Origin of the sequence: Streptococcus oralis subsp. oralis, assembly GCF_002096495.1 — a bacterium.
Lineage (GTDB): Bacteria > Bacillota > Bacilli > Lactobacillales > Streptococcaceae > Streptococcus > Streptococcus oralis_CU.
Map to the genome: position 1 here is coordinate 481,334 of NZ_NCUO01000012.1, position 24,912 is coordinate 506,245.

The 24,912-nt window shown below is 39.0% G+C and carries 28 protein-coding genes; 24 read left to right on the plus strand and 4 right to left on the minus strand.

Annotation, left to right across the window (positions count from 1 at the left end; translation table 11 throughout):
• Positions 1-150: 150 nt before the first annotated feature.
• The 7 genes from glmU to B7717_RS07810 all read left to right on the plus strand — a co-directional run bounded on the left by glmU (position 151) and on the right by B7717_RS07810 (position 6,134).
• Complete coding sequence (gene glmU / locus B7717_RS07780; RefSeq protein ID WP_084944493.1) at positions 151-1,530, plus strand: bifunctional UDP-N-acetylglucosamine diphosphorylase/glucosamine-1-phosphate N-acetyltransferase GlmU; 1,380 nt, start codon at positions 151-153, stop codon at positions 1,528-1,530.
• Positions 1,531-1,539: 9 nt separating this feature from the next.
• Complete coding sequence (locus tag B7717_RS07785) at positions 1,540-2,085, plus strand: NUDIX hydrolase (RefSeq protein ID WP_000393797.1); 546 nt, start codon at positions 1,540-1,542, stop codon at positions 2,083-2,085.
• A gap of 11 nt (positions 2,086-2,096) precedes the next feature.
• On the plus strand, positions 2,097-2,408 hold the full coding sequence (gene macP, locus B7717_RS07790) for a cell wall synthase accessory phosphoprotein MacP (protein WP_000517872.1): 312 nt from the start codon (positions 2,097-2,099) through the stop codon (positions 2,406-2,408).
• 15 nt (positions 2,409-2,423) lie between these two features.
• Positions 2,424-3,116, plus strand: coding sequence for a 5'-methylthioadenosine/adenosylhomocysteine nucleosidase (locus tag B7717_RS07795; RefSeq protein ID WP_049478026.1), 693 nt, complete (start codon positions 2,424-2,426; stop codon positions 3,114-3,116).
• Between the two features lie 76 nt (positions 3,117-3,192).
• The gene (gene rocS, locus B7717_RS07800; RefSeq protein ID WP_000021252.1) at positions 3,193-3,687 is read left to right on the plus strand and encodes a chromosome segregation protein RocS; all 495 of its coding nucleotides are present in this window, start codon (positions 3,193-3,195) and stop codon (positions 3,685-3,687) included.
• Positions 3,688-3,768: 81 nt separating this feature from the next.
• On the plus strand, positions 3,769-4,362 hold the full coding sequence (locus tag B7717_RS07805) for a 3'-5' exonuclease (protein ID WP_000413624.1): 594 nt from the start codon (positions 3,769-3,771) through the stop codon (positions 4,360-4,362).
• Positions 4,363-4,370: 8 nt separating this feature from the next.
• Entirely contained in the window at positions 4,371-6,134 is a 1,764-nt protein-coding gene (locus tag B7717_RS07810) for a glycerophosphoryl diester phosphodiesterase membrane domain-containing protein (protein WP_084944494.1), read from the plus strand.
• A 38-nt stretch (positions 6,135-6,172) separates the two neighbouring features.
• Here the strand turns inward: B7717_RS07810 and B7717_RS07815 are convergent, their stop codons facing one another.
• Positions 6,173-6,472, minus strand: a complete 300-nt coding sequence (locus B7717_RS07815) for a YbaB/EbfC family nucleoid-associated protein (RefSeq protein ID WP_000981515.1) — start codon at positions 6,470-6,472, stop codon at positions 6,173-6,175.
• A gap of 440 nt (positions 6,473-6,912) precedes the next feature.
• On the opposite strand from B7717_RS07815, the gene B7717_RS07820 reads away from it, so the two are divergent.
• The 17 genes from B7717_RS07820 (at position 6,913) to lacG (ending at position 22,558) form a co-directional block, all read left to right on the plus strand.
• A complete protein-coding gene (locus B7717_RS07820) occupies positions 6,913-7,620 on the plus strand; it encodes an IspD/TarI family cytidylyltransferase (protein WP_000638514.1) in 708 nt (235 codons plus the stop codon).
• Between the two features lie 4 nt (positions 7,621-7,624).
• Positions 7,625-8,647, plus strand: a complete 1,023-nt coding sequence (locus B7717_RS07825; RefSeq protein WP_084944495.1) for a ribitol-5-phosphate dehydrogenase — start codon at positions 7,625-7,627, stop codon at positions 8,645-8,647.
• 16 nt (positions 8,648-8,663) lie between these two features.
• On the plus strand, positions 8,664-9,521 hold the full coding sequence (locus B7717_RS07830) for a phosphotransferase family protein (protein WP_084883036.1): 858 nt from the start codon (positions 8,664-8,666) through the stop codon (positions 9,519-9,521).
• Between the two features lies 1 nt (position 9,522).
• The gene (locus tag B7717_RS07835; RefSeq protein ID WP_000791842.1) at positions 9,523-10,401 is read left to right on the plus strand and encodes a DMT family transporter; all 879 of its coding nucleotides are present in this window, start codon (positions 9,523-9,525) and stop codon (positions 10,399-10,401) included.
• Positions 10,402-10,412: 11 nt separating this feature from the next.
• Complete coding sequence (locus B7717_RS07840) at positions 10,413-11,102, plus strand: CTP--phosphocholine cytidylyltransferase (RefSeq protein ID WP_049484389.1); 690 nt, start codon at positions 10,413-10,415, stop codon at positions 11,100-11,102.
• A gap of 192 nt (positions 11,103-11,294) precedes the next feature.
• Complete coding sequence (locus B7717_RS07845) at positions 11,295-11,771, plus strand: PTS sugar transporter subunit IIA (RefSeq protein WP_162287145.1); 477 nt, start codon at positions 11,295-11,297, stop codon at positions 11,769-11,771.
• A 37-nt stretch (positions 11,772-11,808) separates the two neighbouring features.
• Positions 11,809-12,114 carry a PTS sugar transporter subunit IIB gene (locus tag B7717_RS07850; protein WP_000590551.1) on the plus strand — a complete coding sequence of 102 codons (306 nt, stop codon included), beginning with the start codon at positions 11,809-11,811 and terminating at the stop codon, positions 12,112-12,114.
• Between the two features lie 54 nt (positions 12,115-12,168).
• Complete coding sequence (locus tag B7717_RS07855) at positions 12,169-13,644, plus strand: PTS galactitol transporter subunit IIC (RefSeq protein WP_084944497.1); 1,476 nt, start codon at positions 12,169-12,171, stop codon at positions 13,642-13,644.
• Positions 13,645-13,751: 107 nt separating this feature from the next.
• Positions 13,752-14,648, plus strand: a complete 897-nt coding sequence (locus tag B7717_RS07860; protein WP_080976531.1) for an aldose 1-epimerase family protein — start codon at positions 13,752-13,754, stop codon at positions 14,646-14,648.
• A gap of 286 nt (positions 14,649-14,934) precedes the next feature.
• Positions 14,935-15,360 (plus strand): galactose-6-phosphate isomerase subunit LacA, encoded by a 426-nt coding sequence (gene lacA / locus B7717_RS07865; protein WP_000029277.1) that lies wholly within the window; start codon positions 14,935-14,937, stop codon positions 15,358-15,360.
• A 148-nt stretch (positions 15,361-15,508) separates the two neighbouring features.
• Entirely contained in the window at positions 15,509-16,024 is a 516-nt protein-coding gene (lacB, locus tag B7717_RS07870; protein ID WP_001216921.1) for a galactose-6-phosphate isomerase subunit LacB, read from the plus strand.
• A gap of 10 nt (positions 16,025-16,034) precedes the next feature.
• Positions 16,035-16,964 carry a tagatose-6-phosphate kinase gene (locus tag B7717_RS07875; protein ID WP_044020840.1) on the plus strand — a complete coding sequence of 310 codons (930 nt, stop codon included), beginning with the start codon at positions 16,035-16,037 and terminating at the stop codon, positions 16,962-16,964.
• A gap of 1 nt (position 16,965) precedes the next feature.
• The gene (lacD, locus tag B7717_RS07880) at positions 16,966-17,946 is read left to right on the plus strand and encodes a tagatose-bisphosphate aldolase (RefSeq protein ID WP_044020839.1); all 981 of its coding nucleotides are present in this window, start codon (positions 16,966-16,968) and stop codon (positions 17,944-17,946) included.
• A gap of 237 nt (positions 17,947-18,183) precedes the next feature.
• A complete protein-coding gene (locus B7717_RS07885; RefSeq protein ID WP_044020838.1) occupies positions 18,184-19,020 on the plus strand; it encodes a PRD domain-containing protein in 837 nt (278 codons plus the stop codon).
• A gap of 35 nt (positions 19,021-19,055) precedes the next feature.
• Positions 19,056-19,373: a PTS lactose/cellobiose transporter subunit IIA gene (locus B7717_RS07890; RefSeq protein ID WP_001078327.1), complete on the plus strand. Its 318-nt coding sequence runs from the start codon at positions 19,056-19,058 to the stop codon at positions 19,371-19,373.
• Entirely contained in the window at positions 19,373-21,067 is a 1,695-nt protein-coding gene (locus tag B7717_RS07895) for a lactose-specific PTS transporter subunit EIIC (RefSeq protein ID WP_084944498.1), read from the plus strand. Before B7717_RS07890 ends, B7717_RS07895 begins: the two co-directional genes overlap by 1 nt.
• Positions 21,068-21,151: 84 nt before the next feature.
• Positions 21,152-22,558 (plus strand): 6-phospho-beta-galactosidase, encoded by a 1,407-nt coding sequence (gene lacG / locus B7717_RS07900; RefSeq protein ID WP_084944499.1) that lies wholly within the window; start codon positions 21,152-21,154, stop codon positions 22,556-22,558.
• Positions 22,559-22,597: 39 nt separating this feature from the next.
• Here the strand turns inward: lacG and B7717_RS07905 are convergent, their stop codons facing one another.
• From B7717_RS07905 to B7717_RS07915, 3 genes are all read right to left on the minus strand, one after another.
• Positions 22,598-23,365 carry a DeoR/GlpR family DNA-binding transcription regulator gene (locus B7717_RS07905; protein ID WP_084944500.1) on the minus strand — a complete coding sequence of 256 codons (768 nt, stop codon included), beginning with the start codon at positions 23,363-23,365 and terminating at the stop codon, positions 22,598-22,600.
• Between the two features lie 139 nt (positions 23,366-23,504).
• Entirely contained in the window at positions 23,505-24,467 is a 963-nt protein-coding gene (gene nrdF, locus B7717_RS07910) for a class 1b ribonucleoside-diphosphate reductase subunit beta (RefSeq protein WP_000451378.1), read from the minus strand.
• A gap of 27 nt (positions 24,468-24,494) precedes the next feature.
• Complete coding sequence (locus tag B7717_RS07915; RefSeq protein ID WP_065371755.1) at positions 24,495-24,899, minus strand: hypothetical protein; 405 nt, start codon at positions 24,897-24,899, stop codon at positions 24,495-24,497.
• Positions 24,900-24,912 lie beyond the last annotated feature (13 nt).

The window sequence follows — 24,912 nt, forward strand, 5'->3', positions numbered from 1 at the left end:
AATAGTTTAACGTAAATAGATAAAAAAATCAAAGAAAACATCGGAAAAAGTGAATAAATGGGCGTCTTCTCCCTATTTCTCTGTTTGTTTACTCCTAAGAAACTAAATTATGGTATAATATAAGGGAATTTCTAGAGAAAAGAGAAGATTATGTCAAATTATGCCATTATTTTAGCAGCGGGTAAAGGTACTCGCATGAAATCAGATCTTCCAAAGGTACTTCATAAAGTAGCTGGAATTTCGATGTTGGAACATGTTTTTCGTAGTGTTGGTGCTATTCAACCTGAAAAAACAGTTACTGTAGTTGGTCACAAGGCAGAGCTAGTTGAGCAAGTCTTGGCTGGTCAGACAGACTTTGTTACCCAATCAGAACAATTAGGAACTGGGCATGCTGTCATGATGGCAGAGCCTATTCTCCAAAATCGTACAGGCCACACATTGGTTATCGCTGGAGATACTCCTCTGATCACAGGTGAAAGCTTGAAGAACCTCTTGGATTTCCATATCAATCACAAAAATGTTGCGACGATCTTGACAGCTGAAGCGGCAAATCCTTTTGGATACGGTCGAATTGTCCGTAATGATAATGCAGAAGTTCTTCGCATTGTGGAGCAGAAAGATGCCACAGACTTTGAAAAACAAATCAAGGAAATCAATACAGGAACTTATGTATTTGACAATGAACGTCTTTTTGAGGATCTTAAAAACATCAACACCAACAATGCCCAAGGTGAATACTATATTACTGATGTGATTGGTATTTTCCGTAACGCAGGTGAGAAGGTTGGCGCCTATACTCTCAAGGATTTTGATGAAAGTCTTGGAGTAAACGACCGTGTGGCTCTTGCCACTGCGGAAGCAGTGATGCGCCGCCGTATCAACCAAAAGCACATGGTTAATGGTGTTAGCTTTGTCAATCCTGAAGCAACTTACATCGACATTGATGTTGAGATTGCTCCCGAAGTCCAAATCGAAGCTAATGTTACCTTGAAAGGTCAAACGAAGATTGGTGCGGAGACTGTTTTAACAAATGGAACTTATATCGTAGATAGTACCGTTGGATCTGGAGCTGTGATTACCAACTCTATGATTGAGGAAAGTTTGGTAGCAGACGGCGTAACTGTTGGTCCTTATGCCCATATTCGTCCAGGTTCAAGTCTGGCTGCTCAAGTTCACATTGGAAATTTTGTTGAAGTAAAAGGATCTTCAATCGGTGAAAATACCAAGGCGGGTCATTTGACTTACATAGGAAACTGTGAAGTGGGTAGCAACGTTAATTTTGGTGCGGGAACTATTACAGTCAACTACGATGGCAAAAATAAATACAAAACTGTCATTGGCAATAATGTCTTTGTTGGATCAAACTCAACTATTATTGCTCCTGTAGAACTTGGGGATAATTCTCTGGTTGGAGCGGGATCAACCATTACCAAGAATGTTCCTGCTGATGCCATTGCTATCGGCCGTGGACGACAAGTCAACAAAGATGAGTACGCAACACGCTTACCTCATCATCCCAAGAACCAGTAGGAGTTTGTCATGGAATTTGAAGAAAAAACGATTAGTCGGAAGGAAATCTATCAAGGTCCTATTTTCAAACTAGTACAAGACCAGGTGGAACTACCAGAAGGAAAGGGGACTGCCCAACGTGACTTGATTTTTCACAATGGAGCTGTTTGTGTATTAGCTGTGACAGCCGAGGACAAAATCGTTCTCGTTAAGCAATACCGAAAGGCTATTGAGGCGGTTTCTTATGAGATTCCTGCTGGTAAACTTGAACTTGGTGAAAATGCTGATCCAATGGCGGCGGCCCTTCGTGAATTGGAAGAAGAAGTTGCATACACTGGTAAGTTAGAACTGTTGTACGATTTCTATTCTGCGATCGGATTTTGTAATGAAAAACTAAAACTCTACCTCGCTAGTGATTTGGTCAAGGTGGAAAATCCTCGCCCACAAGATGATGATGAAACCTTGGAAGTCCTAGAGGTAAGTCTAGAGGAAGCCAAGAACCTGATCCAGTCAGGTCATATCTGTGATGCCAAGACCATTATGGCGATTCAGTACTGGGAACTACAAAAGAAATAGAGGAGAAACCCATGGGAAAACCTTTATTAACAGACGAAATGATTGAACGTGCCAATCGTGGTGAGAAAATCTCAGGACCACCTCTTCAAGATGATGAGGAAACAAAAATCCTACCAACGTCTTCACAACATTTTGGTTATTCACGTTCTAGAGACCACGGTTTTAGTCAAGATACCTTAACAATCGAAGTAGAACCAACAATTCATAAGAGTCGCCGCATTGAGAACACTAAGAGAAATGTTTTTAATTCGAAACTCAATCGTATCTTGTTTGCAGTCATCCTACTTTTGATTTTGTTAATTTTAGCGATGAAACTCTTGTAATTGAAAGGACTTGAAATGAAAATTGGAATCATTGCTGCCATGCCAGAAGAACTCGTATATTTGACTCAGAATTTGGATAAACCTCAAGAAGTCCAAGTCCTCGGAAATACTTACTACACTGGCTCTGTTGGCAATACAGAAGTCGTTCTAGTTCAGAGTGGGATTGGAAAGGTCATGTCGGCTATGAGTGTAGCTATTCTAGCTGACCATTTTCAGGTAGAAGCTATCATCAATACAGGATCAGCAGGTGCTCTTGCCGAAGGGATTGCTGTTGGTGATGTCGTGATTGCAGATAGACTAGCTTACCATGATGTGGATGTGACTGCTTTTGGCTATGTTTATGGTCAAATGGCTGGTCAACCTCTTTACTTTGAATCAGATAAGAAATTTATCGATAGGATTAAAGAAAACTTATCTCAGTTGGACCAAAACTGGCACCTAGGCTTGATTGCTACAGGAGACAGTTTTATAGCTGGAGATGATAAAATTGCTAGTATCAAAACCCACTTTCCGGATGTTTTAGCAGTTGAAATGGAAGGAGCTGCCATTGCTCAAGCGGCTCAGTCTCTTAATTTACCGTTCCTAGTCATTCGTGCCATGAGTGACAATGCCAATCACGAAGCCTCTATCTCTTTTGATGAGTTTATTATCGAAGCTGGACGTCGTTCTGCCCAAGTCTTACTAGCCTTTTTAAAGGCTTTAGATTAAGCGGAAATTTGACAGTTTATCTAGCTTATGATAAGATTTAAATAAAGAAAAGCTAGAAAACGTTTCAGAGGATATTATGAGTATTGAAATGACCGTCAGTGAGATTGCAGAGGTCTTAGGATTATCTCGTCAAGCAATCAACAATCGTGTCAAAGAACTTCCAGAAGAGGACACGAAAAAAAATGACAAAGGTGTAACTGTAGTTACTCGAAGTGGCTTGATCAAGCTAGAAGAAATCTACAAAAAAACGATTTTTGAAGATGAACCAGTCAGTGATGATGTCAAACAACGTGAACTGATGGAAATCTTGGTCGATGAGAAAAACGCTGAAATTCTTCGCTTGTACGAGCAGCTCAAGGCAAAAGACCGCCAGTTATCAGAAAAAGATGAACAGATGCGTATCAAAGACCGCCAGATTGCTGAAAAGGACAAACAGTTGGACCAACAGCAACAGTTAACTCTTCAAGCCATGAAGGATCAAGAAACCTTGAAACTCGAGTTGGACCAAGCAAAAGAAGAAGTCCAAGCAACCAAAAAAGGCTTTTTTGCTCGCCTTTTTGGAGGAAAATAAAGAAGCTGTTTGGGTTACTCACTAACCTAATGGCTTCTTTTATTATTTATAGTTTAGTTTGGGTAGTAACTGAGGTAAATAATGGAAAAATTAAGAGATTATATCGCCTTTGATTTGGAATTCAATCAACATGAGGGGGTTACCCATTTAATTCAAGTATCGGCAGTCCGCTTTCAAGATGGACAAGAATGTGCTGCTTTTGACTCTTATGTTCATACTACAGCACCATTGAAGAGTTTTATCAATGGTTTGACTGGAATTACAGCTGAAACCTTGAAAGATGCGCCAAAAGTAGAACAAGTTTTAAAGGACTTTCAAGCATTTGTTGGCGACTTACCTATTGTTGGATACAATGCAGCTAAGAGTGATTTGCCTATTCTTTTGGAGCATGGTATTGATTATCGTGACCAGTATAAGGTCGACCTATATGATGAGGCTTTTGAACGCCGTAGTTCTGACCTACACGGCATAGCCAATCTTAAATTACAAACTGTTGCAAATTTTTTAGGCTTTCATGGGAAGTCTCATAACAGTTTAGAGGATGCCCGCATGACGGCGCGTGTTTACGAAGCCTTTTTGGAATCGGATGAAGGAAAGCTATTAATAGAAGACCAGAGTAGTTTTTCGATGAATAATCCTTTCGGTGGCTTAGATTTATCCCAATTTTTAGACTAGGAGTGCCTATGAAACCTGAAAAACCTAAAAAGCTAGGTTTTAGGAAGATATACTATAACCTAGATAAGATTTTATTTCTATTTTTCTTGATATTTATGATGGTTGAGTTTGTCTGGCTACCATTAAATTCATGGATTGCTGGCATCCTTCTGAGACAAACAGGTTACTTGTTTATCTCCTACAATAACTTTTGGGCGATTATACAAGGCTCGCCTTTTATCAGTTTAGCCTTTCTCATCTTAATTGCAATCAATCTCCTGGTTGCCTATTTCCAGATTTGTCTTTTGTTTATAGGAGCTCGTCACCTTCTCTATCATGAAAAGAGAACTTTAATTGAGTACAGTAGAAAAGTATTTCGCCAGAGCTTTCTATTCGTTAAGCGATTGAGCTTTTGTAAGATGGCTTTTGTCTTTTTTTACATTGCTATGCTTTTCCCGTTCATCCGTAAGATTTTAAAAATCTATTACCTCAACAAAATTATTATCCCGGATTTTATTGTGAATTATTGGGAAGGTAAGCATTGGCTGGTAGGACTGATCCTCATAGCATCCGCTTGGATCTTTCTCTACATCTCTGTCCGATTTATGTTTGCCCTGCCTAAGATTCTCTTTGAAAGAAAGACCGTAAGAGAGAGTGTGAAATATAGTCTCAAAAAGACAAAGAAAAATGTTCTTTTCTTCTCTTGGCATCTTTTACTCATTATCATTAAAACGTATCTCTTCTTCTTTGGTTTGTTAATTCCCTTGCTTTTTGCGCAAGCAGTGATGGATAATTTAACTCAAAAAGAATCTTTGATTCTCGGTGTGATTAATTTTGTCTTGATTAAAAATTTCCATTACATGACCTTGACTTATTTCCTAGTGAAGTTTGTTTCCTTCCTGACAGGAGAAGAGTTGGAGATTATGCCAAGGCGAAAGAAAGATCATCTGATGAGATGGGGTGTCATGGGGTGTGCAAGTATCATTTTTGCCATAGAAGGCTACGTTTATCTGGAATCTCCAGATACCAATACACCTTTAGTGATTTCGCACAGAGGAGTAAGCAATAAAAACGGTGTTCAAAATACTGTGCAGTCTTTAGAAAAAACAGCTCAACTAAAACCAGATCTCATCGAAATGGATGTGCAGGAAACGAAAGACGGTCAGTTCGTGATGATGCACGATGCCAACCTCAAAAATTTAACTGGTATTAATGCTACACCGCAAGATTTGACTCTGGATGAATTAACAAATACAGATATTTACGAGAATGGTTATCAAACAAAGATTTCAAGCTTTGATGCCTATTTAGAGCGTGCAAATGCTTTAAACCAAAAATTGCTGATTGAGATTAAAACCAGTAAAAAAGATAGTCCGCAAATGATGGACCATTTCCTCGAAAAGTATGGGGCGACTATCAAGAAATATGGGCATCAGATGCAATCACTAGACTATCATGTGATTGATAAAGTGTTGACTTATGATTCTGAAATTCCAGTTTACTTTATTCTTCCCTATAACAGTATCTTCCCAAGAACCAAGGCAACGGGTTACACTATGGAGTACTCGACTTTGGATGAATACTTTGTCAATAAACTCTGGGCAACTGATCAGAGACTCTATGTTTGGACCGTAAATGGTTCGGAGGCATTTGATAAAGCAGTTCGTCTCGGCGCAGATGGCATGATTACTGATGATCTTGAAATGGTCCAGTCACAAGTCACAACGGCTCAAGACGATCCGGAATATACGGAATTACTCTTAAAGAAAGCAATGGAATTCTTTGACTTCTAATAAAAAAAGAGAAACATCTGTTTCTCTTTTTTTGTGGATTAGAAAGGCAATTTTCCAGCGAAAGCACCGAGTTTCTTCTTAGTCGTTTCATCAATTTGTTCAAGAGCAGCATTAATTGCTTGCGCAGTCATATCTGAAAGTGTTTCGAGATCTTCTGGATCTACAACTGCTGGGTTGAAGTCAATGCTGACAACTTTTTTGTCTCCAGTCAAAGTTGCTTGGACAAGGTCTTGAGCAGATTTTCCAACAAATTCCATGGCAGCGAGTTCTGCTTGGCTTTGTTCCATTTGTTTTTGAAGTTTTTGTGCTTGGCGCATCATGTTTTGCATGTTCATCATGGCGGTTTACAGTTTCCTTTTTTCTATTATTTTTCTTTTTATTTTATCAATTTTAGGGGCAAAAGTCTATTATTTGTTTAATTCATGAGATATATGACCTTTTATAATGAGTCTCTCAAACAACTTTTAAGAAATTTACTATGCACACCTAGTATTCTTTGCTAAACAAATAATTTCATTTAAGCTTTCTTTAAGGTTTCTATTATATTCTAAAGAACTCTATATTAACCGAACGTTAAGCAGAAAATATAGAGGATAACCTAATTTTATTTCTTAATTTGTTATAGTCTTTCCAGATTTAGTAACACATTGTTCACTTTTTACCTTTAATGGTGTGTTGATTAGACTAAATGACGCTCTGTCTTTTCTTCATGATGGAGGCAGATTATGATATAATAGATGGTAATGAGTTTTTTAGAATAAACTAAAGGAGAATATAAATGATCTATGCAGGAATCCTAGCCGGAGGAACTGGCACACGCATGGGAATCAGTAATTTACCAAAACAATTCTTGGAGTTGGGTGATCGACCTATTTTGATCCACACAATCGAAAAATTTGTCTTAGAACCAAGTATTGAAAAAATTGTAGTTGGAGTTCATGGAGATTGGGTGTCACACGCTGAGGACCTAGTTGACAAGTATCTTTCTCTCCACAAGGATCGTATCATCATTACAAAGGGTGGTGCTGATCGCAATACCAGTATCGAGAAGATTATTGAAGCTATTGATGCCTATCGTCCAATCACTCCAGAAGATATTGTGATTACCCACGACTCTGTTCGTCCTTTTATCACACTTCGCATGATTCAGGACAATATCAAACTGGCGCAAAATCATGATGCGGTTGACACAGTAGTAGAAGCAGTTGATACCATTGTTGAAAGTACCAATGGTCAGTTTATCACGGATATTCCAAATCGTGCTCACCTCTATCAAGGACAAACGCCTCAGACATTCCGTTGCAAGGATTTCATGGATTTGTATGGTTCCCTATCTGACCAAGAAAAGGAAATCCTGACGGATGCATGTAAGATTTTTGTTATCAAAGGGAAAGATGTTGCCCTAGCTAAAGGGGAATATTCAAACCTTAAAATCACAACTGTGACAGACTTGAAAATCGCGAAAAGCATGATTGAGAAAGACTAAGGCTATGATTAATCAAATTTATCAACTGACCAAACCAAAGTTTATCAATGTAAAATACCAAGAAGAGGACATTGATCAGGAGAATCATATCCTGATTCGTCCAAATTATATGGCGGTTTGTCATGCGGATCAACGTTACTATCAAGGGAAGCGTGATCCAAAGATATTGGCTAAAAAACTTCCTATGGCTATGATTCACGAGTCTTGTGGAACTGTTATCTCAGATCCAACTGGTACTTATGAAGTCGGTCAAAAGGTGGTCATGATTCCAAATCAACCGCCTATGCAGAGTGACAAGGAGTTCTACGAGAACTACATGACGGGCACCTACTTCCTATCTAGTGGTTATGATGGCTTTATGAGAGAATTTGTCTCTCTACCAAAAGATCGTGTTGTGTCTTATAATGACATTGAGGACACAGTTGCTGCCATCACCGAGTTTGTAAGTGTTGGTATGCATGCTATGGATCGATTCCTGCATCTTGCTCATAGCAAGCGAGAGCGCATCGCTGTTATTGGAGATGGTAGTTTGGCCTTTGTGGTTGCCAATATTATTAATTATACACTACCGGAAGCAGAGATTATCGTTATTGGTCGCCATTGGGAAAAATTGGAGCTCTTCTCTTTTGCAAAAGAGTGCTACATCACGGATAATATCCCAGAGGATTTGACCTTTGATCATGGGTTTGAGTGTTGCGGTGGCGATGGTACAGGCCCAGCTATCAATGACTTGATTCGCTATATTCGTCCACAGGGAACGATTCTCATGATGGGAGTGAGTGAGTACAAGGTTAATATCGATACACGTGATGCTTTGGAAAAAGGATTGTTATTAGTAGGCTCATCTCGTTCAGGACGCGTCGATTTTGAGAAGGCCATTCAAATGATGGAAGTTAAAAAGTTTGCGAATCGTCTGAAGAATATCCTTTATGTTGAAGAGCCTGTGAGAGAAATCAAGGACATTCACCGTGTCTTTGCTACAGACCTAAATACTGCTTTCAAAACAGTATTTAAGTGGGAAGTGTAGAAGATGGAGGTTAATTGTGGAAAAACTCATCAAAGAAAAAATTTCTTCTTTACTATCTAATGAAGAGGAAGTACTCAGTGTTGAACAGTTGGGAGGCATGACCAACCAAAACTATTTGGTTAAAACAACCAACAAACAGTATATTGTGAAATTTTTTGGTAAAGGGACTGAAAAACTCATCGATCGTCAAAATGAAAAGTACAATCTTGAACTTTTAGAGGATTTAGATTTAGATGTCAAAAATTATCTCTTTGATATTGAGTCAGGGATCAAAGTAAATGAATACATCGAATCAGCAGTAACTCTTGATTCAACATCAATTAAGTCCAAGTTTGAAAAGATTGCACCAATTTTACAAACCATCCATGCTTCAGGGAAAGAATTAAGAGGAGAATTTGCTCCTTTTGAGGAAATCAGCAAATATGAATCCTTGATTGAAGGACCTATCCCTTATGAAAACTATGAAGCTGTAAGAAAAGATGTATTTTCACTAGAAAAGAGTTTGGCTGATTTGGGAGTTGATAGAAAGTCCTGTCACATCGATTTGGTACCAGAAAACTTTATCGAGTCACCACAAGGTCGTTTGTATTTGATTGACTGGGAATACTCTTCTATGAATGACCCGATGTGGGATTTGGCAGCTCTTTTCTTAGAGTCTGAATTTACAAAGCAAGAGGAAGATGCTTTCCTTTCCTACTATGAAAGTGACAAAACGCCTGTGTCACGTGAGAAGATTCGTATCTATAAAATCTTGCAAGATACTATCTGGAGTTTGTGGACAGTGTACAAAGAAGCTCAAGGGGCTGATTTTGGAGATTATGGTATCAACCGTTACCAAAGAGCTGTCGAGGGTTTGACTTATTATGGAGGTTAGGATGAAGAATAAAAATGGTGTTTCCTTTGGTCTGCTCTCTGGTATCTTCTGGGGATTAGGTCTAACAATTAGTGCTTATATCTTTTCAATTTTTACAAATCTTTCACCTTTTGTGGTGGCTGCTGCTCATGATTTCTTGAGTATCTTTATCTTGTTAGCTTTTCTTTTGGTAAAAGAAAGAAAAGTTCGTCTTTCAATTTTCTTAAATATTCGAAATGTAAGTGTAATTATCGGAGCTTTACTAGCAGGACCAATAGGTATGCAGGCCAATCTTTATGCGGTTAAATATATCGGTAGTTCTCTAGCTTCATCTGTATCAGCTATTTACCCAGCAGTTTCAGTTTTACTCGCCTTCTTCATTTTGAAACATAAGGTTTCAAAGAATACAGTATTCGGTGTTTTCTTGATTATTGCAGCGATCATTGCTCAAACCTACAAGGTTGAACAAGTTAACTCGTTTTACATTGGGATTCTTTGTGCCCTTATCTGTGCTATTGCCTGGGGGAGTGAAAGTGTTCTCAGCTCCTATGCTATGGAAAGTGATTTAAGTGAAATTGAAGCCTTGTTAATTCGACAAGTAACCTCATTCTTGTCCTATCTAGTGATTGTGCTCTTTTCTCACCATTCATTTGCAGAAGTGGCAGATGGGCAATTATTCGGCCTCTTGATTGTCTTTGCGGCCTTTGATATGATTTCCTACTTAGCTTATTATATCGCCATTAATCGCTTACAACCTGCGAAAGCGACAGGTTTGAATGTGAGCTATGTAGTTTGGACTGTCTTATTTGCAGTTATTTTCTTGGGTGCACCGCTAGATATGCTGACAATCATCACTTCACTTATTGTTATGGCTGGTGTTTATATTATTATTAAAGAATAAAGGAGATTCGTGTGAAAGCGATTATTTTAGCAGCGGGCTTAGGAACTCGTCTGCGCCCTATGACTGAAAATACCCCAAAAGCTTTGGTTAAGGTTAATCAAAAACCCTTGGTAGAATACCAAATTGAGTTTTTGAAAGAGAGAGGAATTGATGAGATTATTATCGTTGTTGGTTACCTCAAAGAACAATTTGACTACCTAAAAGAAAAATATGGTGTCCGTTTAGTCTTTAACGACAAGTATGCTGATTACAATAACTTTTACTCACTTTATCTCGTTAAAGAAGACTTAGCTAACAGCTATGTCATTGATGCGGATAACTATCTCTTCAAGAATATGTTTAGAAATGATCTAGAACGTTCTACCTATTTCAGTGTTTATCGTGAAGATTGTACCAACGAGTGGTTCTTGGTTTACGGTGATGACTACAAGGTTCAAGACATCATTGTTGATAGCAAGGCTGGTCGCATTCTGAGCGGAGTTTCATTCTGGGATGCACCAACTGCTGAGAAGATTGTTGGCTTTATTGACAAAGCTTACGAAAGTGGTGAATTTGTGGATCTCTACTGGGATAATATGGTTAAAGATAATATTAAAGAACTAGATGTATATGTAGAAGAATTAGAAGGCAACAGCATCTATGAAATCGATAGTGTCAAAGACTATCAAAAACTAGAAGAGATTTTATCTTCTATTAAGTAACCAATCCAAAAAAAGAAGGCTCAGCCTTCTTTTTTTGTTGTTGAAATCAAGGGATGTTTGATATTGATTGTATTTACCAAATAAAACACAATTTATAAAAAAATGAACAAAATAAAACAAAAAATATTGACAACGATTTCATATAGTGTTATACTTATAGCATAAAAGTTAATTGAAAGAAGGGAAAATGTTATGGGATTAGATCATTTCTTTGACAAAAACCTGGTGTTTTGCTTAGAAGCGGATAATCAAGAACAACTCTTTGATCAGGTAGCAACCCTGTTGGAAGAACGAGAAATTGTCACTCCAACTTATCGTGAAGCCTTGATCACGCGTGAAAAGTCATTTCCAACTGGTTTAGATATGGATTTTCTAGGAAAGGACTTGCCAAATGTAGCGATTCCTCATACAGATATTGTTCATAATCTAGCTGAGAAAGTGGTGGTTGTTCGATTAGAAAAACCAGTAACTTTTCACAATATGATAGCTCCTGATAAGGAAGTAGAAGTATCCCTACTCTTCTTTATCATTAACAACTCAAGTTCAAGTCAAACAAATATTCTGGCTCAGTTGATGGACTTTTTCACAGGAAATGGACATCTGGAAGATCTATCAAAAATTTCCGAACCAGAAAAACTTTATGCTTACATTTCCGAAGCAACCGCTTAATCTTGTCTATTAAAAAATAAAATCGGAGGAAATCCAAATGATTAAAATTCTTGCTGCCTGCGGTGCAGGTGTTAACTCAAGTCACCAAATTAAAAGTGCTCTAGAAGAAGAACTTTCAAACCGTGGTTATGACGTTCACTGTGATGCAGTCATGGTGAAAGATGTAAACGAAGACCTTATCAAGGGCTACGATATCTTTACACCAATCGCTGCAACTGACCTTGGTTTTGAACCAGGTATTCCAGTAATTGAAGCTGGACCAATCTTGTTCCGTATTCCAGCGATGAGCGCACCAGTATTTGACAATATTGAAGCAGCTATCAAAGAACATGGACTAAGCTAATTTATTCTTTATCTTGTTAACATTCATATAACTAAAAAAACGGGAGGAACTATTATGGATGTCATTATCGAACTAGCCAATAAGATTTTCAAGCCAGTCTTGGAAATGGGTGGTCCTATCATCATGCTGATCATCTTGACAGTATTGGCCTTACTATTTGGAGTGAAATTCTCCAAAGCGCTTGAAGGTGGTATTAAACTTGCCATCGCCCTTACTGGTATCGGTGCCATCATCGGTATGCTCAACGGAGCTTTCTCAGCATCACTTGCGAAATTCGTTGAAAACACAGGTATTCAGTTAAACATCACTGACGTTGGTTGGGCACCACTTGCTACGATTACTTGGGGATCTGCCTGGACACTTTACTTCTTGCTTGTGATGTTGATTGTCAACGTTGTGATGCTTGCAATGAAGAAAACGGACACACTTGACGTTGATATCTTTGATATCTGGCACTTGTCAATCACTGGTCTTTTGATCAAATGGTATGCAGACAACAATGGTGTTAGCCAAGGAGTTTCACTTTTCATCGCAACTGCAGCAGTTGTTCTTGTAGGTGTTTTGAAAATCATTAACTCTGACTTGATGAAACCAACATTCGACGACCTTCTTAATGCACCAAGTTCATCACCAATGACTTCAACTCACATGAACTACATGATGAACCCAGTCATCATGGTTTTGGATAAGATTTTTGAAAAATTCTTCCCAGGTCTTGATAAATATGACTTTGACGCTGCAAAATTGAACAAGAAAATCGGTTTCTGGGGATCTAAATTCTTCATCGGTTTCATTCTTGGTATCGTTATTGGTTTGATGGGAACTCCACATCCAGTTGCTGGAGTAGAAGATGCATCTTCATGGGAACTTGTTATTAAAGGTTGGTTGAGCCTTGGTTTGACAGCTGGTGTCTGCTTGGAGCTCTTCTCACTTATCGGATCTTGGTTCATCGCAGCCGTAGAACCACTTTCACAAGGTATTACAAACGTTGCTACTAAACGTCTTCAAGGACGTAAATTCAACATCGGTCTTGACTGGCCTTTCATCGCTGGTCGTGCTGAAATCTGGGCTTGTGCCAACGTACTTGCACCAATCATGTTGATTGAAGCTGTACTTCTTTCTAATGTCGGAAATGGTATCTTGCCACTTGCAGGTATCATCGCTATGGGTGTGACTCCAGCTCTCTTGGTTGTTACACGTGGTAAATTGCTCCGTATGATTATCTTCGGAACACTCTTGTTGCCTCTCTTCCTTCTTTCAGGTACTCTTATCGCACCATTCGCAACAGAACTTGCTAAAGGTGTAGGTGCCTTCCCAGAAGGTGTGAACCAATCTCAATTGATTACTCACTCAACTCTTGAAGGACCAATTGAAAAACTATTTGGTTGGGCAATCGGTAATGCTACAACAGGTGATATCAAAGCAATCCTTGGTGCAGCAGTCTTCCTTGTATTCTATGTAGGTATCTTTGCTTGGTATAGAAAACAAATGATCAAACGTAACGAAGAATACGCAGCAAATGCTAAATAATTCGCTCCTATAAAATGTAAATTGTGAAAACTAGGTTGTTAATTTCCGATGTTGGGAGTGGCAACCTAGTTTTTTATATAAAAATCTAAAAATAGTTGGAGAATACAATGGTAATTGAAGTAAAATCAGACCAGTTAACGGTCCAGTTTAAAACCTTAGGTGGCGCCTTGTCGTCGATCAAGGATCGAGAAGGCATTGAGTATTTGTGGCAAGGAGATGCCACTTACTGGAGTGGACAAGCGCCAGTTCTTTTTCCAATCTGTGGCTCTTTAAGAGAAGATACAGCCTTCTACAGTCACGAAGATGGAACGGAGACGAAAGGAAACATTCCTCGTCACGGTTTGGTCCGTAAAAAAGAATTTGACTTAGTTGATCAAACAGAAAACAGCGTAACCTTTGCTATCGAAGATGATGAGAATACTTATCAAAACTATCCTTATCACTTCCGCCTTGAAATCACTTATCTAGTGACCAGCAAGATTGTTCGTACTCAATACAAAATCTATAATAAAGAAACGAATAAAGTAATGCCATTCTTTATAGGAGGACATCCAGGATTTAATTGTCCTCTACTAGATGGCGAAACTTATGAAGATTACTATTTAGAGTTTGAGAAAGAAGAGACTTGCTCTGTTCCACGACCTTTCCCAGAAACAGGAATGTTAGACTTCCAAGATAGAAGTCCATGGTTGGATGGGCAAAAAGAATTAGACCTTAGCTATGATTTGTTTAGCACAGATGCAGTGACTTTGGATGAGTTACAATCCAGAACAATTGCCCTTCGTTCTCGTAAGCATGAGAAGGGATTAAAAGTACACTTCCAGGAGTTCTCAAATCTCATCATTTGGTCAACTTTGAATAAGGGACCTTTCATCGCTTTTGAACCCTGGTCAGGCTTATCAACTTCACTTGAAGAAGGAGATCATTTAGAAGATAAGAAGAATGTTCGTCTCTTGGAAGCTGGTCAAGTAGATCAGATTGACTTTGATATTGAAATATTTTAGATAAAAAACCACAAAAACAAACATTTACTGTTGACTTTTTATAAAAATAGGAGTATATTATGTTTGTAAGCAACAAATGATGTTTGTAACAAACAAACAATCACTTGTTATATTCTCTTTCGAGGAGAAAGTTTGTTTCTAGGAACTTGATTTCCTGGACTTGGATAAGGTGATATTCATCTCATTCAATCAAATTTGTCAATAAACTGCTAGAAAATCTTTTGTAGGTAAACTGCTAACTATAAAAGTCTTTACTAGCCTAGAAAAATAAAAAGGAGTATACAATATGTCTATTGTTATCGGTGCAGATGCTGCAGGTTTGAGATTGAAAGAAGTTGTGAAAGACTTCTTGGAAAAAGAAAACTTCCACGTTGTGGATGTTACAGCTGAAGGTCAAGATTTTGTTGATGTGACTCTTGCTGTTGCTGCAGAAGTAAACAAAGAAGAACAAAATCTTGGTATCGTGATTGATGCTTATGGTGCTGGTCCATTTATGGTTGCAACAAAGATCAAAGGAATGGTTGCCGCAGAAGTATCTGACGAACGTTCAGCTTATATGACTCGTGGCCACAACAACTCACGTATGATCACTATGGGTGCACAACTTGTTGGTGATGAATTGGCTAAAAATATTGCTAAAGGTTTTGTTAACGGTAAATACGACGGTGGACGTCACCAAATTAGGGTCGATATGTTGAACAAAATGTGCTAATACTCTTCAAAAATCAAGATAATCTGTTGTCAGCTCACTTTAGCTAACCTCAGTTATGCTTGCAGCTCGCTTCCTAAGCTAATCTTGATTTTTATTGAGTAAGGATAAATGATATTAGATTTATATAATTAATCGGAGGGAATAACTAATGAGAATTGCAATTGGATGTGACCACATCGTAACAGATGAAAAAATGGCGGTTTCAGAATTTTTGAAATCAAAAGGATATGAAGTCATTGACTTTGGTACCTATGACCACACACGTACTCACTACCCAATCTTTGGTAAAAAAGTTGGTGAAGCCGTTACAAGTGGTCAAGCTGATCTTGGGGTATGTATCTGTGGTACTGGTGTTGGTATCAACAACGCTGTAAATAAAGTTCCAGGAGTTCGTTCTGCCTTGGTTCGTGATATGACAACAGCACTTTATGCAAAAGAACAATTGAACGCCAATGTTATTGGTTTTGGTGGTAAAATCACTGGTGAATTGCTCATGTGCGACATCATTGAAGCTTTCATCAATGCTGAATACAAACCATCAGAAGAAAACAAAAAATTGATTGCGAAAATTGAGCACGTTGAAACTCACAATGCTCATCAAGCAGATGCAAACTTCTTTACAGAATTCCTTGAAAAATGGGATCGCGGTGAATACCACGACTAAGAGGTGACGCATGATTTTAACAGTCACAATGAATCCATCCATTGATATTTCTTATCCTTTGGATGAATTAAAAATTGACACTGTCAACCGTGTGGTGGACGTGACCAAGACAGCTGGTGGTAAAGGGCTCAATGTTACACGAGTGCTTTCAGAATTTGGTGATTCTGTTGTTGCTACCGGTTTGGTCGGTGGTAAACTTGGTGAGTTTTTAGTAGAGCATATCGATGATAAAGTAACGAAACGTTTCTTCTCCATTCAAGGAGAGACTCGTAACTGTATCGCTATTCTACACGGTGAAAACCAAACAGAAATCCTTGAAAAAGGTCCCGAAGTTCTTGAACAAGAAGGGCAAGATTTCTTGGCTCATTTCGAGCATCTCCTTGACACTGTGGAAGTAGTTGCTATCTCTGGTAGTCTGCCAGCCGGGCTTCCAGTTGATTACTATGCGAGCTTAGTAGAACTTGCTAATCAAGCTGGTAAACCTGTAGTTTTGGACTGCTCAGGTGCAGCTCTTCAGGCTGTCCTTGAATCACCACACAAACCAACAGTCATCAAACCAAATAATGAGGAATTGTCTCAGCTTCTTGGAAGAGAAGTTTCTGAGGATTTGGATGAATTAAAAGAAGTACTTCAAGAGCCTCTATTTGCAGGGATTGAGTGGATAATTGTTTCACTTGGTGCAAATGGTGCTTTTGCAAAACATGGTGACACTTTCTACAAGGTAGATATTCCAAGAATTCAGGTAGTGAACCCTGTTGGATCTGGTGATTCTACTGTGGCAGGGATTTCATCAGGACTTCTTCATAAGGAATCGGATCAAGAACTCCTCATCAAGGCAAATGTCCTTGGTATGCTCAACGCTCAAGAAAAAATGACAGGTCATGTCAATATGGCCAACTATCAAGCCCTATATGATCAATTAATAGTAAAAGAGGTATAAAATGGCTTTAACAGAACAAAAACGTGCACGCTTAGAAAAACTTTCAGATGAAAATGGCATTATCTCAGCTCTTGCCTTTGACCAACGTGGTGCTTTGAAACGTCTTATGGCTCAATACCAAACAGAAGAACCAACAGTGACTCAAATGGAAGAACTCAAGGTTTTGGTTGCAGATGAATTGACAAAATACGCATCCTCTATGCTTCTCGACCCTGAGTATGGTCTCCCAGCTACAAAAGCGCTTGCTCCAAATGCTGGTCTTCTCCTTGCTTATGAAAAAACAGGATACGACACAACAAGCACCAAACGCTTGCCAGACTGCTTGGATGTTTGGTCTGCCAAACGCATCAAAGAACAAGGTGCAGATGCTGTCAAATTCTTGCTTTACTATGATGTAGACAGCTCTGACGAACTCAATCAACAAAAACAAGCCTACATCGAACGCATTGGTTCTGAATGCGTGGCAGAAGACATTCCATTCTTCCTTGAAATCCTCGCTTACGATGAAAAAATCGCTGATGCAGGTTCTGCAGAATACGCAAAAGTGAAACCACAGAAGGTTATCGGTGCCATGAAGGTCTTCTCAGACCCACGCTTCAACATCGACGTCTTGAAAGTGGAAGTTCCAGTCAATGTGAAATACGTTGAAGGCTTTGGTGATGGTGAAATCGTGCATACACGAGAAGAAGCAGCAGCTTTCTTCAAAGCGCAAGACGAAGCAACAAATCTTCCTTACATCTACTTAAGTGCAGGTGTATCAGCTAAACTCTTCCAAGAAACCCTTGTCTTTGCTCACGAATCAGGCGCAAACTTCAACGGTGTTCTTTGCGGCCGTGCAACTTGGGCTGGATCAGTTGAAGCCTACATCAAAGACGGTGAAGTAGCAGCTCGTGAATGGCTACGCACAACTGGATTTGAGAACATTGATGAACTCAACAAAGTTCTCCAAACCACAGCGACTTCATGGACTGAACGTGTATAAGTTTTCCCCCCTAATCTTAGGAACATTGATCTAAATAAAAATTTTAAAAAAAGCTGAATGTAAAGGTTTACAAAAAAACTTACTTGTGCTATACTTAAATCACAAGTTAATACAAGGTGAGTGTTACTAAGTAATATTAGGCATGATCACAGGTGGATTAGAAATCAATAGATTTTCTAGTTCATTTGTGGTCATTTTTTGTACTCATATACCTTTAAGAGATAAAAGGAGGTTGACATGTATCGAATTCTAAATCCAATGAATCACAATGTTTCACTTGTCAGAAATGACAAAGGAGAAGAGGTGATTGTAATTGGTAAGGGGATTGCATTCGGAAAGAAGAAGGGGGATTTGATTGCTGAAAATAAGGTTGAGAAAATCTTTCGGATGAAGACCGAAGAGTCAAGAGAAAACTTTATGGCTCTCCTCAAAGATGTTCCGCTTGATTTTATCACAGTGACTTATGAAATCATTGATAAGCTATCAAAGAAATATCATTATCCGATTCAAGAGTATCTCTACGTAACCTTGACAGATCATATTTACTGCTCTTACCAAGCTCTAGCACAAGGAAGGTACAAGGATAGTAATCTGCCAGATATTTCCACTAAGTATCCTGTCGCTTTTCAAATCGCAAAGGAAGCCTTTGAAATCTATCGTCAGAAGTTGACAGATCATTTCCCTGAGGATGAAATTATTCGGATCGCTTATCATTTCATTAATGCCGAAGGTGAAAATGAAGTGGAACTTGTGGAGTCGATTGATAAGAGGAAAGAAATTCTCAGGAATGTTGAAGAAGTGCTAAAGGGTTATGCAATTCAACGAACCAAAGAGAATAATCATTTCTATGATCGCTTTATGATTCATTTGAATTATTTCTTGGATTATTTAGACAGATCTAGAGATGATAACCAATCACTTCTGGATATGGAAGATCATATTAAACAATCCTATCCAAAAGCATTTGAGATCGGTTCCAAAATCTATGATGTGATTACGCAACATACGGGTCTTGATTTGTATAAAAGTGAACGAGTTTATCTAGTTCTACATATCCAACGTTTATTGTCATAAAAATTTAATTAAAAATACATAAGGAGAATTCTATCATGAATAGAGAAGAAGTAACATTGTTAGGTTTTGAAATTGTTGCCTATGCTGGCGATGCTCGATCAAAACTATTGGAAGCTTTAAAGGCTGCTGAAGCTGGCGATTTTGCGAAAGCTGATACTCTCGTAGAGGAAGCTGGTGGTTGCATCGCGGAGGCACACCACGCGCAAACAAGCCTTTTGACTAAGGAGGCAGCTGGTGAAGATTTGGCTTATAGTGTAACCATGATGCACGGTCAGGATCACTTGATGACTACCATTTTGTTAAAAGATTTGATGCACCATTTAATCGAACTCTACAAGAGAGGAGTTAAGTAATGAACAAACTAATTTCTTTTATCGAGAAAGGAAAGCCTTTCTTTGAAAAACTGTCTCGTAATATCTACCTTCGCGCTATTCGTGATGGTTTCATTGCTGGTATGCCAGTTATTCTCTTCTCAAGTATCTTTATCTTGATTGCTTTTGTACCAAACTCATGGGGCTTTAAATGGTCTGATGATGTTGTAAATCTCCTTATGAAACCTTATAGCTATTCAATGGGGATTCTAGCTCTCTTGGTAGCTGGTACAACAGCTAAGTCATTGACCGACTCAGTAAACCGTAGCATGGAGAAAACCAATCAAATCAACTATATGTCAACACTTTTGGCTGCGATTGTTGGTTTGTTGATGTTGGCAGCTGATCCGATTGAAGGTGGCTTTGCGACAGGTTTCCTTGGAACAAAAGGTTTGCTTTCAGCATTCCTTGCTGCCTTTGTTACTGTGGCGATCTATAAGGTTTGTGTTAAGAACAACGTCACTATTCGTATGCCTGACGAAGTTCCACCAAATATCTCACAAGTCTTTAAAGATGTGATTCCATTCACTCTATCAGTGGTTTCTCTTTATGCTCTCGATTTACTAGCTCGTCATTTTGTTGGTGCAAGCGTAGCTGAATCAATCGGTAAATTCTTTGCACCGTTATTCTCTGCTGCTGATGGTTATCTAGGTATTACGATTATCTTTGGTGCCTTTGCCTTCTTCTGGTTTGTTGGTATCCATGGTCCATCTATCGTTGAACCAGCAATCGCAGCTATTACCTATGCAAATGCCGAAGTCAACTTGAACCTTCTCCAACAAGGGATGCATGCAGACAAGATCCTTACTTCAGGTACACAAATGTTTATTGTTACCATGGGTGGTACAGGTGCAACACTGGTTGTTCCATTCATGTTCATGTGGTTAACTAAATCAAAACGAAATCGTGCAATCGGACGTGCTTCAGTAGTGCCAACTTTCTTTGGTGTAAATGAACCAATCTTGTTTGGTGCACCGCTTGTATTGAACCCGATTTTCTTTATTCCATTTATCTTTGCGCCAATTGCTAACGTATGGATCTTTAAATTCTTTATTGAAACGCTTGGCATGAACTCATTTACTGCCAACCTTCCTTGGACAACACCAGGTCCTCTCGGTATTGTTCTCGGTACAAACTTCCAATTCTTGTCATTTGTACTTGCTGCTTTGTTAATTCTTGTAGACGTAGCCATTTACTATCCATTCCTCAAGGTTTATGATGAACAAATTCTTGAAGAAGAGCGTTCAGGTAAAGCCAATGATGAATTGAAAGAAAAAGTAGCAGCAAACTTCAATACTGCCAAAGCAGATGCTATTCTTGAAAAAGCTGGTGTAGAAACAGCGCAAAACACAATCACAGAAGAAACTAATGTTCTCGTTCTCTGTGCAGGAGGAGGTACAAGTGGTCTTCTTGCAAATGCTCTAAATAAGGCAGCTGCAGAGTACCAAGTTCCTGTTAAAGCAGCAGCTGGTGGCTATGGTGCTCACCGTGAAATGTTGCCTGAGTTTGATCTGGTTATCCTTGCTCCTCAAGTTGCTTCAAACTTTGAAGACATGAAGGCCGAAACCGACAAACTTGGTATCAAACTTGCCAAGACAGAAGGTGGCCAATACATTAAATTGACTCGCGATGGAAAAGGCGCTCTTGCCTTTGTTCAAGCGCAGTTTGAAGAATAAAAGGTAAATAGCGAAGAAGTGAGATGGAGGAATTCCTCCCGACTCTATCTCCATCTCATTTCTATTTCTTGAAAGGTGAATCAAATGACAAAAACACTTCCAAAAGACTTTATTTTTGGCGGGGCAACAGCAGCCTATCAAGCAGAAGGTGCGACCAATACCGATGGTAAAGGACCAGTTGCCTGGGATAAATACCTCAAAGATAACTACTGGTACACTGCTGAACCAGCCAGTGATTTCTATCACAAATACCCAGTTGACCTCAAACTAGCAGAAGAGTATGGTGTCAATGGTATCCGTATTTCAATCGCTTGGTCACGTATCTTTCCAACTGGTTACGGGAAAGTCAATGCCAAGGGAGTTGAGTTCTATCATAATCTATTTGCAGAATGTCACAAACGGCATGTTGAGCCCTTTGTAACTCTTCATCACTTTGACACGCCAGAAGCACTTCATTCAAATGGAGATTTCCTGAACAGAGAAAACATTGATCACTTTGTGGATTATGCAGCCTTCTGTTTTGAAGAATTTCCAGAAGTAAACTATTGGACAACATTCAATGAAATTGGACCAATCGGTGATGGTCAATACTTGGTTGGTAAATTCCCTCCTGGTATTCAGTACGATCTTGCCAAAGTCTTCCAATCTCATCACAATATGATGGTGTCGCATGCGCGTGCAGTCAAGCTATATAAAGATAAAGGTTATAAAGGTGAAATTGGTGTGGTTCATGCCCTGCCTACTAAATATCCTCTAGATCCTGAAAATCAAGCAGATGTTCGTGCTGCTGAGCTGGAAGATATCATCCACAATAAGTTTATCTTGGATGCGACTTATCTAGGACGCTATTCCGAAGAAACAATGGAAGGTGTCAACCATATCTTAGCAGTCAATGGTGGAAGTTTAGATCTGCGTGAAGAAGACTTCGCTGTGCTAGAAGCAGCAAAAGACCTGAATGACTTCCTTGGAATTAACTACTACATGAGTGATTGGATGCAAGCCTTTGATGGCGAAACAGAAATCATTCATAACGGTAAGGGTGAAAAAGGAAGCTCTAAGTACCAAATCAAAGGTGTTGGTCGTCGTGTAGCTCCTGATTATGTACCACGTACGGATTGGGATTGGATTATCTACCCTCAAGGTTTGTATGACCAAATTATGCGCGTGAAGAAAGATTATCCTAACTACAAGAAGATTTACATCACTGAAAATGGACTTGGTTATAAAGATGAGTTCGTCGATAACACTGTTTACGATGATGGTCGTATTGATTATGTGAAACAACACTTGGAAGTATTATCTGATGCTATTGCTGATGGTGCAAACGTCAAAGGATACTTCATCTGGTCATTGATGGATGTCTTCTCTTGGTCAAACGGCTACGAAAAGCGTTACGGCCTCTTCTATGTTGATTTTGAAACCCAGGAGCGTTATCCTAAGAAATCAGCTCACTGGTACAAGAAACTAGCTGAGACCCAACTTATTGAATAAAATTCAACAAAAATTCCCCGCCAAAAGGCAGGGGAATTTTTATGGTTTTGATAAAAGAATGGTTGTTTGTTTCGATAGATCTTCAAATGTTTCCTGACTCAGTTTGGAATCTGAAACGATGGTATCAATCTCTGAGATATTGTAGAAATTGTAAAAATCAAACTTATTAAACTTACTGTGGTCTGCCAGTAAGTATTTTTTATTGGCATTGTTCAAGGCGATTCGTTGTACCTCGCCCTCTTCTTCACTGAAAGTAGCAATTGCCTTATCCTTAATACCATTACAGCTTACAAAAGCTTTAGAAAACTGAAGATTGGCTAAATCCTGCAGGGTAAGTGTTCCCACAAAAGCTCCAGTGATAGAGCGATAATTTCCACCAATCAAAATCAAATCTGTTAGTTTTCGTTCGTTTAGAATGAGAAAAACAGGAAGACTGTTTGTTACAACACGAATGTTATCGATAGGGAGCTCACGAGCAAAACATTCTAAGGTTGTTCCTGGCCCGATAAAAATAGTTTCACCTTCTTCAATCAAATGCCCTGCAAAACGGCTAATTTCTTGTTTTTCAGCAATCTGCAAACCTTGTTTTTCGACGTTTGAGCGTTCGTTGTTTAAGAGAGAACCTGTACGAAGTTTTTCAGCGCCACCGTGCACACGAACCAGCAAATCCTTATCTGCTAGTTCTTGTAAATAGCGGCGAGCTGTCATATCTGACACATCAAGACTCTCCATAATCTCTTTTACAGTAATAGTGCCTTTTGTATTTACTGCTTCTAGAATACTATCTAGTTTTTCTTGCTTTAGCATCCTTATCACCTCGATTTCTACTATTATTATCTTACCATAAAACGCTCAATCAATCAAATAGAAAAAAACAAAATAAAACAAAAACAAAAATATCATGGTTGTTTTAAACAAACCATGATATTTTGAATGATTGGTCAAATTAGTCTAAACCGTAGTTGTAATCCTCGTCTTGCATGGCTTCAACTTCACCAAGGAGGTAACCATTTCCGACTTGAGAGAAGAAGTCGTGGTTAGAAGTTCCTGTTGAAATTCCGTTCATAACGATTGGGTTGACATCATCAGCTGAATCTGGGAAGAGTGGATCTTGTCCTAGGTTCATAAGAGCCTTATTGGCATTGTAACGAAGGAAGGTTTTAACTTCTTCAGTCCAACCAACACCGTCATAGAGGCTTTCTGTATAGCCCTCTTCGTTCTCGTAGAGGGTATAGAGCAGGTCGTACATCCATTCTTTGAGTTTTTCTTGCTCTTCTTCAGGCAATTCATTGAACCCAAGTTGGAATTTGTAACCAATGTAGGTTCCGTGAACAGACTCATCACGAATGATTAGTTTGATGATTTCCGCAACGTTGGCCAATTTGTTGTTACCGAGATAGTAGAGGGGGGTGAAGAAACCAGAGTAGAAGAGGAAGGTTTCAAGGAAGACACTGGCAACTTTCTTTTCTAGTGGGCTACCATTGAGGTAGATTTCATTGATAATTTCTGCTTTTCTTTGTAGGTAGGGATTAGTGTTGGTCCATTCAAAGATTTCTTCAATTTCAGCCTTGGTATTCAAGGTTGAAAAGATAGAAGAGTAAGATTTTGCGTGAACAGATTCCATAAACTGGATGTTGTTGAAAACAGCTTCCTCATGCGGTGTACGGATGTCTGAGCGAAGCGCCTGAACTCCTGTTTCAGATTGCATGGTATCCAAAAGGGTCAAACCACCAAAGACTTTTCCTACTAAGTCTTTTTCTTTGTTTGATAGTTTTCTCCAGTCGTCTAGGTCATTTGACAAGGGGATACGCGTATCGAGCCAGAATTGCTCTGTCAGCTTTTCCCAAGTTGATTTGTCGATGACATCTTCGATGGCATTCCAGTTAATGGCTTTGTAGTAAGTTTCCATTTTGTAAAATTTCTCCTATATATTTTGTTAATGCAAATGCTTTTTAATGATATTTGCGTAATGATGTAAATTTCTCTTTTCGAGTTCTTTTAGAAAAACTTCTAATGGTGGAATATTACTCATATATGGAGAACTATCTGGCCCAGTGTAAAGACCGCCACCTGGCCCAGTGTAAAGACCACCGCCTGGTCCAGTATAAAGACCACCACCTGGTCCAGTGTAAAGACCGCCACCTGGTCCAGTGTAAAGACCGCCACCTGGTCCAGTGTAAAGACCGCCACCTGGTCCGGTGTAAAGACCACCACCTGGCCCAGTGTAAAGACCACCATCTGGTCCAGTGTAAGCACCACCACCTGGCCCAGTGTAAAGACCACCACCTGGTCCGGTGTAAAGACCACCACCTGGTCCAGTGTATCTATTTCTAACCCACATTAATCCAGTCCTT

Excerpts from the sequence above, each read along its gene's own strand:
- B7717_RS07915 (WP_065371755.1), bottom strand. The coding sequence starts at position 24,899 with ATGTGGGTTAGAAATAGATACACTGGACCAGGTGGTGGTCTTTACACC.
- B7717_RS07795 (WP_049478026.1), top strand. The coding sequence starts at position 2,424 with ATGAAAATTGGAATCATTGCTGCCATGCCAGAAGAACTCGTATATTTG.
- B7717_RS07875 (WP_044020840.1), top strand. The coding sequence starts at position 16,035 with ATGATTTTAACAGTCACAATGAATCCATCCATTGATATTTCTTATCCT.
- B7717_RS07835 (WP_000791842.1), top strand. The coding sequence starts at position 9,523 with ATGAAGAATAAAAATGGTGTTTCCTTTGGTCTGCTCTCTGGTATCTTC.
- B7717_RS07855 (WP_084944497.1), top strand. The coding sequence starts at position 12,169 with ATGGATGTCATTATCGAACTAGCCAATAAGATTTTCAAGCCAGTCTTG.
- rocS (WP_000021252.1), top strand. The coding sequence starts at position 3,193 with ATGAGTATTGAAATGACCGTCAGTGAGATTGCAGAGGTCTTAGGATTA.
- B7717_RS07815 (WP_000981515.1), bottom strand. The coding sequence starts at position 6,472 with ATGATGAACATGCAAAACATGATGCGCCAAGCACAAAAACTTCAAAAA.
- lacB (WP_001216921.1), top strand. The coding sequence starts at position 15,509 with ATGAGAATTGCAATTGGATGTGACCACATCGTAACAGATGAAAAAATG.
- B7717_RS07860 (WP_080976531.1), top strand. The coding sequence starts at position 13,752 with ATGGTAATTGAAGTAAAATCAGACCAGTTAACGGTCCAGTTTAAAACC.
- lacG (WP_084944499.1), top strand. The coding sequence starts at position 21,152 with ATGACAAAAACACTTCCAAAAGACTTTATTTTTGGCGGGGCAACAGCA.
- B7717_RS07895 (WP_084944498.1), top strand. The coding sequence starts at position 19,373 with ATGAACAAACTAATTTCTTTTATCGAGAAAGGAAAGCCTTTCTTTGAA.
- B7717_RS07785 (WP_000393797.1), top strand. The coding sequence starts at position 1,540 with ATGGAATTTGAAGAAAAAACGATTAGTCGGAAGGAAATCTATCAAGGT.
- B7717_RS07820 (WP_000638514.1), top strand. The coding sequence starts at position 6,913 with ATGATCTATGCAGGAATCCTAGCCGGAGGAACTGGCACACGCATGGGA.
- macP (WP_000517872.1), top strand. The coding sequence starts at position 2,097 with ATGGGAAAACCTTTATTAACAGACGAAATGATTGAACGTGCCAATCGT.
- nrdF (WP_000451378.1), bottom strand. The coding sequence starts at position 24,467 with ATGGAAACTTACTACAAAGCCATTAACTGGAATGCCATCGAAGATGTC.
- glmU (WP_084944493.1), top strand. The coding sequence starts at position 151 with ATGTCAAATTATGCCATTATTTTAGCAGCGGGTAAAGGTACTCGCATG.
- lacA (WP_000029277.1), top strand. The coding sequence starts at position 14,935 with ATGTCTATTGTTATCGGTGCAGATGCTGCAGGTTTGAGATTGAAAGAA.
- B7717_RS07905 (WP_084944500.1), bottom strand. The coding sequence starts at position 23,365 with ATGCTAAAGCAAGAAAAACTAGATAGTATTCTAGAAGCAGTAAATACA.
- B7717_RS07810 (WP_084944494.1), top strand. The coding sequence starts at position 4,371 with ATGAAACCTGAAAAACCTAAAAAGCTAGGTTTTAGGAAGATATACTAT.
- B7717_RS07890 (WP_001078327.1), top strand. The coding sequence starts at position 19,056 with ATGAATAGAGAAGAAGTAACATTGTTAGGTTTTGAAATTGTTGCCTAT.
- B7717_RS07805 (WP_000413624.1), top strand. The coding sequence starts at position 3,769 with ATGGAAAAATTAAGAGATTATATCGCCTTTGATTTGGAATTCAATCAA.
- B7717_RS07825 (WP_084944495.1), top strand. The coding sequence starts at position 7,625 with ATGATTAATCAAATTTATCAACTGACCAAACCAAAGTTTATCAATGTA.
- B7717_RS07885 (WP_044020838.1), top strand. The coding sequence starts at position 18,184 with ATGTATCGAATTCTAAATCCAATGAATCACAATGTTTCACTTGTCAGA.
- B7717_RS07845 (WP_162287145.1), top strand. The coding sequence starts at position 11,295 with ATGGGATTAGATCATTTCTTTGACAAAAACCTGGTGTTTTGCTTAGAA.
- B7717_RS07850 (WP_000590551.1), top strand. The coding sequence starts at position 11,809 with ATGATTAAAATTCTTGCTGCCTGCGGTGCAGGTGTTAACTCAAGTCAC.
- lacD (WP_044020839.1), top strand. The coding sequence starts at position 16,966 with ATGGCTTTAACAGAACAAAAACGTGCACGCTTAGAAAAACTTTCAGAT.